General features: G+C 39.4%; 11 protein-coding genes. 6 read left to right on the top strand and 5 right to left on the bottom strand.

The genetic code is table 11. From position 1 onward, the window contains the following. The first annotated feature begins 8 nt into the window (after positions 1-8). The gene (locus AW165_RS02250) at positions 9-371 is read left to right on the top strand and encodes a glyoxalase superfamily protein (protein ID WP_002118499.1); all 363 of its coding nucleotides are present in this window, start codon (positions 9-11) and stop codon (positions 369-371) included. A gap of 11 nt (positions 372-382) precedes the next feature. On the opposite strand, the gene AW165_RS02255 is transcribed toward AW165_RS02250, so the two are convergent. Further along, the gene (locus tag AW165_RS02255) at positions 383-958 is read right to left on the bottom strand and encodes a nicotinate-nicotinamide nucleotide adenylyltransferase (protein WP_081410517.1); all 576 of its coding nucleotides are present in this window, start codon (positions 956-958) and stop codon (positions 383-385) included. A 109-nt stretch (positions 959-1,067) separates the two neighbouring features. On the opposite strand from AW165_RS02255, the gene AW165_RS02260 reads away from it, so the two are divergent. Further along, a complete protein-coding gene (locus tag AW165_RS02260) occupies positions 1,068-1,868 on the top strand; it encodes an enoyl-CoA hydratase-related protein (protein WP_005073113.1) in 801 nt (266 codons plus the stop codon). On the opposite strand, the gene AW165_RS02265 is transcribed toward AW165_RS02260, so the two are convergent. The 4 genes from AW165_RS02265 to purL form a co-directional block, all read right to left on the bottom strand. Then, on the bottom strand, positions 1,865-2,182 hold the full coding sequence (locus AW165_RS02265; RefSeq protein WP_060464854.1) for a hypothetical protein: 318 nt from the start codon (positions 2,180-2,182) through the stop codon (positions 1,865-1,867). The two genes, AW165_RS02260 and AW165_RS02265, sit on opposite strands and share 4 nt — an antisense overlap. Positions 2,183-2,250: 68 nt before the next feature. Then, positions 2,251-2,376, bottom strand: a complete 126-nt coding sequence (locus tag AW165_RS20220) for a KGW motif small protein (RefSeq protein ID WP_002118600.1) — start codon at positions 2,374-2,376, stop codon at positions 2,251-2,253. Positions 2,377-2,576: 200 nt separating this feature from the next. Next, a complete protein-coding gene (locus AW165_RS02270) occupies positions 2,577-3,782 on the bottom strand; it encodes a multidrug effflux MFS transporter (protein ID WP_060464855.1) in 1,206 nt (401 codons plus the stop codon). Positions 3,783-3,859: 77 nt separating this feature from the next. Further along, positions 3,860-7,693: a phosphoribosylformylglycinamidine synthase gene (gene purL, locus AW165_RS02275; RefSeq protein ID WP_060464856.1), complete on the bottom strand. Its 3,834-nt coding sequence runs from the start codon at positions 7,691-7,693 to the stop codon at positions 3,860-3,862. 309 nt (positions 7,694-8,002) lie between these two features. Here purL and AW165_RS02280 point away from each other — a divergent pair, with 309 nt between their 5' ends. The 4 genes from AW165_RS02280 to AW165_RS02295 all read left to right on the top strand — a co-directional run bounded on the left by AW165_RS02280 (position 8,003) and on the right by AW165_RS02295 (position 12,588). Next, the gene (locus AW165_RS02280) at positions 8,003-9,343 is read left to right on the top strand and encodes a deoxyguanosinetriphosphate triphosphohydrolase (protein WP_060464857.1); all 1,341 of its coding nucleotides are present in this window, start codon (positions 8,003-8,005) and stop codon (positions 9,341-9,343) included. Positions 9,344-9,436: 93 nt separating this feature from the next. Then, positions 9,437-10,036, top strand: coding sequence for a Holliday junction branch migration protein RuvA (gene ruvA / locus AW165_RS02285; RefSeq protein WP_002118762.1), 600 nt, complete (start codon positions 9,437-9,439; stop codon positions 10,034-10,036). A 7-nt stretch (positions 10,037-10,043) separates the two neighbouring features. Beyond that, positions 10,044-11,048 carry a Holliday junction branch migration DNA helicase RuvB gene (ruvB, locus tag AW165_RS02290; RefSeq protein ID WP_002052424.1) on the top strand — a complete coding sequence of 335 codons (1,005 nt, stop codon included), beginning with the start codon at positions 10,044-10,046 and terminating at the stop codon, positions 11,046-11,048. 205 nt (positions 11,049-11,253) lie between these two features. Further along, positions 11,254-12,588 (top strand): M20 family metallopeptidase, encoded by a 1,335-nt coding sequence (locus AW165_RS02295; protein ID WP_060464858.1) that lies wholly within the window; start codon positions 11,254-11,256, stop codon positions 12,586-12,588. Positions 12,589-12,796 lie beyond the last annotated feature (208 nt).

Consider the following 12,796-nt stretch of genomic DNA (forward strand, 5'->3'; position numbering starts at 1 on the left):
GAAAAAAGATGCAATCAGGTTCGATCACCCCTATTTTAAGAATTTTTGATGTCGAGTTAGCTCAATCATTTTATCTTGAGTTCTTAGGTTTTCAGCTTGATTGGCAACACCAATTTGAAGACAACTTTCCGTTATATTTACAAATTTCTAAAGATGATTGCGTTATTCATTTATCCGAGCATTTTGGAGATGCGAGTCCTCATAGTGCGATCCGTATTTATTGGGAACATATTTATGAGTTGCATAGTGAACTAAGCAAAAAAGATTATAAATTTTCTAAGCCTCAGGTTGAAAAAACAGATTGGGAGACACTTGAACTCAGTATCACCGATCCTTTTTCCAACCGAATTATCTTTTGGGCAGATGCTTAATCGATATACATTTACTCAAAATCATCTAAATTAGAGCGATCATCTTCTTCAAAGCGTTGTTGCAACTGTTGATAAGTGCGTGTTTTTTTAAATTCATCCAAAAATTGAATAGTACCCACAGGGAAAAATTCCGTTTGGATTTCACCACGATAATAAGCTTCACGCATTGGCGTTGCCGAAATTGAATCTTTTAAACTATCTAGTTCAACCATAATCCACTCAGGAAATAGTCGTAAATAATATGAAGACTCATCCTTAAAGTGTCCAATCAAACCAACTTTTGAGTTCGGTTCAATTATGCCATTCACTAAAGATTTGACTTGTTTTACCCATTTTTCGTCATTATAAACATCTACTACATGTACAAAACGAATGCGTTTTTGCTCTTCTAACGAGAAATTTGACAATATCATTTGCTCGCGCTCTACTGCTAAGAACGGATTTTTAATATTACGTTCCATTTGAGCTGAACCTAATGCCAAAACGACATAGTGGCTTTGTTGTAAGGCAATTTCAATTGTCTGCATATGAGCTAAATGAAATGGTTGAAAACGCCCTATAAAAACGAGATAGTCAAATTTATACATAATTAGATTTTCACTTTTTATGAACTCACCAGTTAACCGCATTACAAAAAATATGCGCCATAATGAGAACCTAAAAATTAACAACGTGGTTTAAAGCAAGGATAGTACGATGACACTTAGCTGTATTCAACAACCTCATCAACATTTACACGCAAATTTAGAAGGTGGCGTACTCACCTTAGCCATAAATCGTCCAGAAGCAAAAAATGCACTGTATGGCGAACTTTACTTATGGATTGCCAAAGCACTTGATGAAGCTGACCAAGACAAAGATGTACGAGTAATCGTTCTACGTGGTGTAGAGCAAGATTTTACCGCTGGTAATGACATGAAAGATTTTATGGGTTTTGTACAAAATCCTAATCTAGGCCCAGCAGGTCAAGTTCCTCCGTTTGTACTCCTTAAATCTGCTGCTAGATTATCGAAGCCACTTATTATTGCAGTAAAAGGTGTGGCTATTGGTATTGGTGTTACGATTTTATTACATGCAGATTTAGTTTTTGCTGACAATACCGCCCTTTTCCAAATTCCATTTGTAAGTCTTGGCCTTTCTCCAGAAGGCGGTGCAAGCCAATTATTGGTTAAACAAGCGGGTTATCACAAAGCAGCTGAACTTCTATTTACTGCGAAAAAATTTAATGCAGAAACCGCAGTACAAGCAAGCTTAGTTAATGAAGTTGTTGAAGATGCTTATGCATCTGCTCAGGCAACCGCTCAACATTTAGCAGCTTTACCACTTGCCTCATTAAAACAAACCAAAGCATTGATGAAACATGATTTAGATCAAATTATTGAATGTATTGACCATGAAGCTGAAATCTTTATGCAACGCGTTCAATCTCCAGAAATGCTAGAAGCTGTACAAGCGTTTATGCAGAAACGTAAACCAGATTTCTCGCAGTTTAATTAAAAATCAACTTCTATGATTTGAATAAACTCAAAGGCAGGCTCTTCATAAGGATGGCTTGCCTTTAATGCTTTTGCTATAGCCTTTGCATTTTCTTCAATTACAATTGTTTCAACCCGCCACTCATCCACTTGTTCAAGTTCACCCAGCTCTCCAATATAAGGATCTGCACCTTTGACTGGTTTAAATTGCCCTATTCCTTTCACTTGCCATGCGCAGTGTTCGTAATTACCGATACCCCCCGCACCAGCAGAAAAAATAGCTTGTTTAGTCGACTCAAGATGTGAATCTGGCACGTAATAAATCAGCTTTAACATAAGTAGAATGACTCAAAACTATTGAACTTGCTTTAAATCATACCGTTAAAAAAGCTTCTAAATCAAAGTCAGCTCATCATTACCAAATAATTTGCTCCAATAAAGAGGATTTGAATGGCAAGCGCCAAGCCAAACAAGCGCCAGCCCTTATCTTTGGTATACATTGTTCTTATGTGATACTTATTTTTCATCATTTTGATCTCCGATTTTTATCGTTGTTACAGAGAAAGCAAAAATTGATCCAATTTTAAACAAACTATAAAGTGTTAAATAGCCGAATGTCTATAGGCTTATAATTTTTCTAAAATGCTTAAAAGAGCTACACTCATTTTTATGTAGCTCTTATTCTGAACAAAATTTTAAATTTCAGTGTGCTAGCTGCATCTTTATAATTTTAAGCATTCGATTTCTTTAAATATCTGTTCTCATATATTGTCACCATAAATGCTAAACCACATAAAATGACGAAGCCGCCAGTCATTGGTATTAATGTACCGTCATATAATTGCCCAATAATAGATGCAAGAATAAGTGACAAAACAGAAGAAGCTGCACCAATAATGGCCGATGCCATACCAGCAACATGTCCCATCGGTTCCATTGCAATTGCGTTTAAATTTCCAAATAAAGTTCCAAATAATAAAAATAAAATGCAGGCATAAAGCATAAACATCCAGAATGAAACAGCCACACCTAAAAGTTGAATTCCTAAGAAAACTAAAGAAATTAGGCACAAACCTAGAAAGCCGTAAATACAGATTGGACGCATACCAAACTTCATAACAATTTTAGAATTTGTAAATGAAGCGACTCCCATTACACCTGCAAGCACAGCAAAATAAGCACTAAACTCTTGCCCTGTTTTCCCAAACTGCTGCATAAAAATTTGCTGAGAAGTACCTAAGTAACCAATGAATCCACCAAAGCAAAAACCTGCACATAGCAAATAGCTCATGGTGGTTTTATTACTTACAACTTCTTTAAAACCTTCCCGAAATGCTTGTAGACGCATAGGTAAACGATTTTCTGGAAGCAACGTCTCTTCCAAACGTAAAGCAACCCATACCCCGACAACTGTGGCATAGGCCATATATAAAACAAAGATCTCACGCCAACCAAAGAAATGGATAATGAGCTGTCCCAAACTTGGTGCAATTGCTGGGGCAACCATAAACACCATCATAATTAAAGACATGATGCGGGCCATTTGAGCCCCACTGTATTTATCTCTAACAATTGAAATAGAAGCCACGTAAGGACCTGATACGCCAACCCCTTGAATGAAACGTCCAACTAAAAACCATTCAAAACTTTGTGTGGTAAAGCACAATAAACTTCCCAGAAAGTAAATAACAATTCCTGTGAATAAAATGCGTTTACGGCCAATTGCATCGGATAGAGGCCCAGCAATCAATTGACCAATCGTCATACCAGAAAAAATACCAATAATGACCCACTGTGTCTGATTATTATTTTTTAAGTCAAAAACTCGTCCGATTTCGCCCAAAGCAGGTAGGACTGCATCTATTGAAAAAGAAACAATAGACATGAGCAATGCCATTAGTAATGCAAATTCATGGAAATGGATTTTTGATTTCATTTTTCTTCTCTGCTATTTATTAATATCGTACTACATACAAATAAGCCACCTTACGGTGGCTTATTTCAACTTTTATATTACCCGATAAACTTACGTGCATTACGGAACATACGTAACCATGCACCATCTTCAGTCCATTCTTCTGGACTCCAAGAGTGTTGAATTGCACGGAAAGTACGCTCTGGGTGTGGCATCATAATTGTTGCACGACCATCTTTAGACGTTACACCAGTAATCGCTTCAGGTGAACCATTCGGGTTCAATGGATAATGTTGAGTCGGGTTACCATGGCTGTCAACATAACGCAAAGCAACTTGGTTAGCTGCATTCAAGCCTGCAATATCAGCTTCACTCGCAACTGCACGACCTTCACCGTGTGCTACAGCAATCGGTAAAATCGAACCTTCCATTCCATTAAGCAATACAGAAACAGATTTTTCAACACGAACGTTTACACTACGAGCTTCAAAAACTTCTGACATATTGCGGTGGAAACGTGGCCAGTGTTCAGCACCTGGAATAAGTGGCGCTAATTGTGACAACATTTGGCAACCATTACAGATACCTAAGCTGAACGTATCTTCACGATGGAAGAATTGTTCAAACTGATCACGTAATTTCGCATTGAACAATACAGATTTTGCCCAGCCACCACCAGCACCCATTACGTCACCGTAAGAGAAACCACCACAAGTCACTAAACCTTCAAAATCACTTAGGCTAACGCGACCAGCAAGTAAATCACTCATGTGTACGTCAACAGTATTGAAACCAACCTTATCAAAGGCTGCCGCCATCTCAATATGACCGTTTACACCTTGCTCACGCAAGATCGCCATATTTGGGCGACGTGTGTTAATGAACGGTGCTTCAATAGGTTCGTTCAAGTCAAATGTTGGTTTAGCAATTAAGCCTTGATGTGATTTATCTGCAATCAAAGCAAATTCTTGGTCAGCAGTTTCAACGTTATCACGTAAACGTTGGATCTGATGAGATACTTCCGACCAAGCTTGTTGCAATTCTGCACGCTCTAGAGTCAAACCGTTTACAGATAATTGATCTGTGTTGTTTACACGACCAACTACAGCAATTGCATCTTTCAAGCTAGATGCAGCAACTTCTGCTTGTAAAGAGTCCCAATCAGTTGCCTTAATTTGAAGAACTGCACCAATTTCTTCAGCAAATAAACTTGCTGGAGTTTGGTCTTCTAATGCAACACCCAAACGTGCAGCGAACATCATTTCAGCAACAGTTGCGAGTAAACCACCATCACCGATGTCATGGTAAGCTTGAATCAAGCCACGGTTGTTCCAATCTTGAATTAAAGCAAAGAACGCTTTGAAATCATCAAAACTGTCAACGTCTGGAGTGATTGAACCGATTGCTTTATATACTTGCGCAAGAATCGAACCACCTAAACGGAACTGACCTTTAGATAAATCAATACGTACAAGTACTGAATCTTCTAAATTCTTAAGTTCAGGTGTTAAAGTTTTACGAACATCTGTTACTGGAGCAAATGCAGTAATTACACCAGTCATTGGAGATGTTACAGCTTTGTCTTCGCCGTTTTCGTTCCAAGTAGTACGCATTGAAAGTGAGTCTTTACCTACAGGAATCGCAATTCCTAAAGCAGGACACATTTCCATACCAATCGCTTTCACGCCTTCAAACAATGCTTGGTCTTCACCTTTTTGACCAGCAGCAGCCATCCAGTTTGCAGAAAGTTTGATATCGCTAATCTGTTCAATGTTTGCACATGCAATATTAGTAATTGCTTCAGCAACTGCCAAACGAGCAGACGCTGCTGGATTTAACAATGCAACTGGTGGACGTTCACCCATCGCCATTGCTTCACCAGTGAAGCCTTGTAAGCTTGTCGTCGTTACTGCTGCATCCGCAACAGGAATCTGCCAACGACCAACCATTTGATCACGCGCAACCATACCTGTAATTGAGCGGTCACCAATGGTGATTAAGAATGATTTAGAAGCAACTGTAGGATTTTTCAATACACGGAAAATCGCGTCTTTCAAATCAACTTTTGAAGCGTCAAATTCGTTACCTTTACGCTCAATTGTTTCATAAGAACGTTGCATACGCGGTGTACCACCAAGCATTACTTGCATTGGGATATCAACTGCATTGTTTTGGAACAATGGATCTTCAACAGTTAAATGACGTGCTTCTGTTGCTTCACCCAAAACGGCAAATGGACAACGTTCACGAGCACAGATTGCTTCGAACTGTTCTAAAGACTCTGGACGAATTGCAAGAACATAACGCTCTTGTGCTTCGTTTGACCAGATTTCCATTGGGCTCATGCCCGGTTCTAATGAAGGAATCTTACGAAGGTTAAGAACTGCACCCAACTCATGGTCATTCACAAGTTCAGGCATAGCATTTGATAGACCCCCCGCACCAACGTCATGTACAGAAACGATTGGGTTGAAGTCTTCTAAGCGCCAGCATGTATCGATTACTTCTTGGCAACGGCGTTCCATTTCTGGATTTTCACGTTGTACAGAAGCGAAATCAAGGCTTTCACCCATTGTACCGCTATCTACAGAAGATGCTGCACCACCGCCAAGACCGATTAACATTGCAGGGCCACCCAATACAATGAGCAAGTCACCTGGTTGAATCGCATCTTTTTCTACATGGTCAGGACGAATGTTACCGTAACCACCAGCGATCATGATTGGCTTATGGAAGCCCTTCACTTCACCATTTACATTTTGTTCGAAAGTACGGAAATAACCATTTAATGCAGGGCGACCGAATTCGTTGTTAAATGCCGCGCCACCTAATGGACCTTCAATCATGATTTGTAATGGCGATGCCATACGTGAAGGTTTACCGTAGTTTTCTTCCCACGGTTGTTCAAAACCAGGAATATTTAAGTTAGAAACTGTAAAGCCCGTTAAACCAGCTTTTGGTTTACCACCACGACCGGTTGCACCTTCATCACGGATTTCACCGCCTGAACCAGTTGCAGCACCAGCAAATGGAGAAATTGCTGTTGGGTGGTTATGAGTTTCAACCTTCATTAAAATATGAGCTGCTTGGCTCTTATATTTATAAACAAAGTGACCATTTTCATCCGCTTTTGGATAAAAACGCATCGTGTCATAACCCACAATTACAGAAGCATTATCTTTGTATGCAGATAAAACGTCAGTTGGTGATTCTTTGTAAGTGTTTTTAATCATCTGGAACAATGATAATGGTTGTTTTTCACCATCAATTGTCCATTCAGAACCGAAGATTTTATGACGACAGTGTTCAGAGTTCGCCTGTGCAAACATCATTAACTCGATGTCATTTGGATTACGACCAAGCTTACCGAATGCTTCTGTTAAATAATCAATTTCTTGTTCAGATAACGCAAAACCGAACTCATTGTTCGCTTTAACCAAAGCTTCTTTGCCTTGGCCCAAGATATCAATTGAATTTAATGGTTTTGGAGCTGTTTCTGAAAATAATGCTTTTGCATCTTCAATTTGAGCAAAAACTGTTTCTGTCATACGGTCATGAAGTACTTGTTTAACTTCATGAGTAATTTCAGTAACACCCTTTAACGTGAATAAAAGACCACGTTCTAAACGGTGTACTGGTGTATTACAGTTTTTGAAAATATCAGTTGCTTTAGAAGACCAAGGTGAAATAGTACCCACACGTGGTGTAACTAAAATCTGAATCTCATCACTTGCAGATTGACGAAGTTCAAAAGACTCACCGTCATTCAATAATTGCAAAGCAGATTGATGTTGCTGCTCGTTGAGCGCTTGATCAAACAAATAGACCCATTGGCTGTCAAAAGATTGAACAGAACTAATTGACGATAAACGTGTTAATAGTTGAGCTTTCTTAAAAGAAGAATGTGCTGCTGCACCGGCCACGATAAACATGTTGATTTTGGCTCCACGGGCAGGTCTTGTGAACCTTACCGCAATGTGACTTTAGAGAGAGCGCATATTCTACTGCTTCTTGCTAAAATCAGCTAGATGTAGAATCAGTATTCTGTAACCTAATTCTGCAAGAAGTGATTTGTTTTTTGTTCAAAATCATTTTTTTAGTCATTCTTGCTAAAAATAAATTGTTGCATGTTTATTCAATAACATAATAAAACCCGAACTAAGACAAACTATGTCGCACCAAGCTAGTGCTTTTAAGTTTTTTTTGGCATGATCAGGTTTTATAGTTTTGAATAATGATAAATGGAACAAATGCGTTGGTTAGAGCTGCTTTCCGCAGTTCGTTTAGGTAGTAAAAAAAGCAGTACAGAACTGGCTCGTAGCCCATTCCATAAAGATTATGACCGCATTATATTTTCTCAAAGTTTTCGTCAGCTAAACCGTAAGACGCAAGTTCACCCACTCGCACAGCATGATGGCATTCATACCCGCTTAACACACTCTCTTGAAGTTTCCTGTATTGGCCGCTCAATGGGTATGCTTGCCGCAGAAAAAATAAAAAATGAATTACCTGTCTGGATTTCCCCTGCCGATGTCGGTGCAATTATTCAAGCAGCTTGTCTGGCCCACGATATTGGTAATCCCCCTTTCGGGCATGCGGGTGAATACGCAATTCGCGAATGGTTCGATGATGCCTCACATGATGATTTTTTGAAAAAACTCAGTCCTGAAGAAGAAGCTGATGTTCGTCAGTTTGAAGGTAATGCTCAAGGATTACGTCTATTAAGTCGCATTGACTATCATCCAAATGATGGCGGTATGCGCTTAACTTATGCAACTTTAGGTGCTTATCTAAAGTATCCATGGCTCTCAAAAACAATTGCTTCGCAAGGTGACCGCCCTTCTCATCAAAGAGCAAAGTTTGGTTGTTATCAATCTGAAAAAGAAATTTTAAAACAGATTGCGGAACAGCTCGGGCTGATTCAACTCGGGGAATATCATTATTGCCGTCATCCACTCACTTACCTGCTAGAAGCTGCTGATGACATTTGCTATGCCCTCATTGATTTAGAAGATGGCATTGTCTTAAATATGCTGAGTTACCAAGAAGTTGAACCAATATTCTTAAATCTGATTGCTGACTATGGTCAACCTGAAGAGTTGTCTCATCCAAACAGTACATGGCAACAAAAGATCTCAGCATTACGCGGTCGAGTCATGAAACGTCTTGTTGATGAAGTCACTACGGCTTTTGCCAAAAATCACTATGAAATCATTACAGGTCAGCTTAAAGGCAATCTTTTGCAATATTGTTCGCCAGATATTGCAATTGGTATCGAAACTGCCAAGAATCTGGCACGTGATAAAATTTTTGAGCACCCACAAAAGTCTGGTTTAGAAATTATTGCGCATCAAAGTTTGCAAACGATTTTGGATGCATTTGTTCCACTTACAACACCACATAAGTCTTTAAGCTTTAAAGAACAACGTTTAATGTCTATTCTTAATCTATATGGTGCTAGCTTTAGCAATAATCACTACAGCAATATCATGCAAGTCCTCGATATTATTAGTAAGTTCTCAGATCATCAGGCTTATAGCTTGGCGCAAGAGTTGCAAGGTAATAAAATTGGCTTGTTTTAAGCTGGCTTGATATAGAAAGAAATAAAACTAGTGTCGTTTTCAATTCATTTTAGAACGACCAGATTTACAGTTATGAATAAGTGAAATTACGCTATGATCGGATGTTTAATTGGCGAAGTGTTTGCCTTAGAAGCCCCTACCGTCTTACTGAATGTAAATGGTGTGGGCTATGAAATTGATACGCCACTTTCAACATTTTGCCAATTACAAAAGGGCCAGAAAGTTACGCTATGGACGCATTTAGTTGTTCGTGAAGATGCTCAACAACTCTACGGTTTTAGCGATGCTCAAGAAAAAACAATTTTCCGTACCTTATTAAAAGTAAACGGTGTTGGTCCGAAAATGGCATTGGGTATTTTATCGACACTAAGCGTTGAATTATTGGTTCACACCATTGAACATGATGATATTAATACGCTGGTCAAAGTCCCGGGTGTTGGCAAAAAAACAGCTGAACGTTTAATGATCGAACTCCGTGACCGTTTCAAAACATTGGCTCAAGGCACTTCAACTGTGGCGACCATGCCTCAAATTCAATTTGCTGCAAACTCTCCTGTTGCAGAAGCAGAAGCTGCTTTGCAATCTTTAGGTTATAAGCCACTTGAAGCACAAAAAGCTGTTGCAGCGGTTAAAGCCGATTACACAGAATCAGCCGATATTATTCGCGCTGCTCTCAAATCCATGATGAAGTAAAACACTTATGCAAGACCGTCTAATCAGTGGAACAGAAAAACCTGAAGATCATTTTGATCGGGCTATTCGACCAACTTCTCTTGCCGACTATATTGGGCAACCAGTCGTACGCGAGCAAATGGAAATTTTCATTGGTGCTGCTCGTGGCCGTGGCGAAGCACTCGACCATACGCTGATTTTTGGTCCGCCGGGTTTAGGTAAAACCACACTTGCTAATATTATTGCCCGAGAAATGGGTGGCAATCTTAAATCGACTTCAGGGCCAGTCTTGGAACGTGCAGGCGATTTAGCGGCAATGCTCACCAATCTTGAAGAAGGCGATGTTTTATTTATTGATGAAATTCATCGTCTTTCACCAGTGATTGAAGAAATCCTCTATCCAGCAATGGAAGATTACCAACTCGATATCATGATTGGTGAAGGCCCTGCTGCTCGTTCAATTAAACTCGATTTACCGCCTTTTACACTTGTCGCTGCCACCACACGTGCAGGCTTGTTGACCTCACCACTACGTGATCGCTTCGGTATTGTACAACGTCTTGAGTTTTACTCTGTAGAAGACTTGACTCACATCGTGTCACGCTCTGCAAACCTAATGGATGTACCCATTACAGTTGAAGGCGCAGAAGAAGTAGCACGCCGATCACGCGGAACACCTCGTATCGCCAACCGTTTATTACGACGTGTTCGTGACTATGCCCAAGTGAAAGGCACAGGCGAAGTGACCCATGAAATGGCACAGCGTGCGCTTGATATGCTCAATGTTGATAAAGCTGGCCTAGATACCCTAGACCGACGTTACTTGAGCATGCTACTCGAGCGTTTTGATGGCGGTCCTGCTGGAGTTGAAGCGCTTGCAGCAGCGATGGCTGAAGACAGCGGTACGCTTGAAGATGTGATTGAACCTTATTTAATTCAACAAGGTTATGTCATGCGTACTGCACGAGGTCGGATTGCAACCAACCAATCTTATTTACAGTTTGGAATGACACCGCCTGAGCCTAAAAACTAATCAAAGGAAGAGAATTTTTCTCTTCCTTTTTTAATTTAATCTCTCTATCCAATTAAAATAATAATTGTCTTATCAATAAATTAGTCACTCTATACCTTTTAAGTCTTTCTTTATACCTTATTGATTTTTTAATATTTTTAAAAACTGAATTATAAGAAATCTAGATAGCAAATCTTATGAACAATAATATTTTTAGGATAAGGATATGTACAAAAAAGCCGCTTTGATTTTTCCACTCGCTTTAATGAGCCAGCTGAGCCTAGCAGATTGGGTAAAAGATGCTGCACAACAAAATGAAAATCAGGTGATTCAATTAAGACAACATATTCACGAGCATCCTGAACTTGGCAATATGGAATTTAAAACATCTGCACTAGTTCAAAAAGAATTAAAGTCTTATGGCATTCAAGTTAAAACAGGTTATGCGAAAACAGGCGTTATTGGTATTTTAAAAGGGAATAAACCCGGCCCTATTATTGCGCTTAGAGCCGACATGGATGCGCTACCTATGGAAGAAAAAAGTGGTGTTTCCTTTGCCAGTAAACAAAAAGCAATCTATCAAGGAAAAGAAACTTACGTAATGCATGCATGTGGACATGATGCACACACTGCAATGTTATTAGGCGCAGCAAAAATTTTAGCTGCGAATAAAGATAAAATATCAGGCACAGTTATTTTTGTTTTCCAACCTGCTGAAGAAGGTGGTGCAGATATAGATAACTTCACGCAGGGTGATCAAATAGGTTCAAGAAAAATGATCGCAGACGGCGCATTTAGAGATTATAAACCCGAGGCTATTTTTGGAATGCATGTCATATCTGGTATGCAAAGTGGACACCTTTATTATAAAGATGGTGCCATTTTAAATAGTGCAGACCATTTACGTATTCAGGTCAACGGCAAGCAGGTTCACGGCTCAACCCCTTGGTTAGGTAGAGATCCGATTTATGCATCGGCACAAATGATTAATAATTTACAGAGTCTTATTAGCCGAAGAACTGATCTCACTCAAGGCATGGGCGTCGTCAGTATCGGTAACATTCAAGGTGGTACAGCAGGAAATGTGATTCCAGAACAAGTCAATATGATTGGGACTATTCGCTCTAACAACGAACAGATACGAGCAAATATCTTAAAAAGTTTACCAACCCTGATAGAGCATAACGCTCAAGCCAATGACGTCACCGCCAAAGTTGAAATTGCTCCTTACGCTCCAGTGACCATGAATGATAAAGCGCTCACTCAGTTTATTCAGCCAACCCTAGCCAAAGTTGTTGGAGATTCAAAACTCCATGTTTTAGATCATAATGCAAGCGCAAGTGAAGATTTTGCCTATTATGGCAAGTTAATGCCGTCATTCTTTGTTTTCTTGGGTGCAACACCAGAAAATCAAGACTTAACTCAGGCGGCACCAAATCATAGCCCTTATTTTATTGTAGATAACAAGGCTTTAAAAACTGGGACCGAGCTACATGTAAGATTCGTATTAGATTATCCGAATATATCAAAACAAGTTCAAACTTCATGGAAGCCCTCTTAACTTAAAAAGCTTGCTAGCCATAAGATATAGCGTTTTTAGATTAGAAATACAGCAACCGCAATTGAAAGGTTGTGCCATAGGACTTAGTATGCAATCTGCTAAACTGCCCCGTATTTAAAAGCAGATGTATGGCTGTTGAATAGAGCTGATGTTTTATTCAAAGCCATATTTTAAATATAAAGCTCTATAGTGAACTAAAACGGAATAC

The sequence above is a fragment of the Acinetobacter sp. LMB-5 genome (assembly GCF_001541635.1).
GTDB classification, from domain to species: Bacteria; Pseudomonadota; Gammaproteobacteria; order Pseudomonadales; family Moraxellaceae; genus Acinetobacter; species Acinetobacter pittii.

Excerpts from the sequence above, each read along its gene's own strand:
- AW165_RS02250 (WP_002118499.1), top strand. The coding sequence starts at position 9 with ATGCAATCAGGTTCGATCACCCCTATTTTAAGAATTTTTGATGTCGAG.
- AW165_RS02255 (WP_081410517.1), bottom strand. The coding sequence starts at position 958 with ATGTATAAATTTGACTATCTCGTTTTTATAGGGCGTTTTCAACCATTT.
- AW165_RS02260 (WP_005073113.1), top strand. The coding sequence starts at position 1,068 with ATGACACTTAGCTGTATTCAACAACCTCATCAACATTTACACGCAAAT.
- AW165_RS02265 (WP_060464854.1), bottom strand. The coding sequence starts at position 2,182 with ATGTTAAAGCTGATTTATTACGTGCCAGATTCACATCTTGAGTCGACT.
- AW165_RS20220 (WP_002118600.1), bottom strand. The coding sequence starts at position 2,376 with ATGATGAAAAATAAGTATCACATAAGAACAATGTATACCAAAGATAAG.
- AW165_RS02270 (WP_060464855.1), bottom strand. The coding sequence starts at position 3,782 with ATGAAATCAAAAATCCATTTCCATGAATTTGCATTACTAATGGCATTG.
- purL (WP_060464856.1), bottom strand. The coding sequence starts at position 7,693 with ATGTTTATCGTGGCCGGTGCAGCAGCACATTCTTCTTTTAAGAAAGCT.
- AW165_RS02280 (WP_060464857.1), top strand. The coding sequence starts at position 8,003 with ATGGAACAAATGCGTTGGTTAGAGCTGCTTTCCGCAGTTCGTTTAGGT.
- ruvA (WP_002118762.1), top strand. The coding sequence starts at position 9,437 with ATGATCGGATGTTTAATTGGCGAAGTGTTTGCCTTAGAAGCCCCTACC.
- ruvB (WP_002052424.1), top strand. The coding sequence starts at position 10,044 with ATGCAAGACCGTCTAATCAGTGGAACAGAAAAACCTGAAGATCATTTT.
- AW165_RS02295 (WP_060464858.1), top strand. The coding sequence starts at position 11,254 with ATGTACAAAAAAGCCGCTTTGATTTTTCCACTCGCTTTAATGAGCCAG.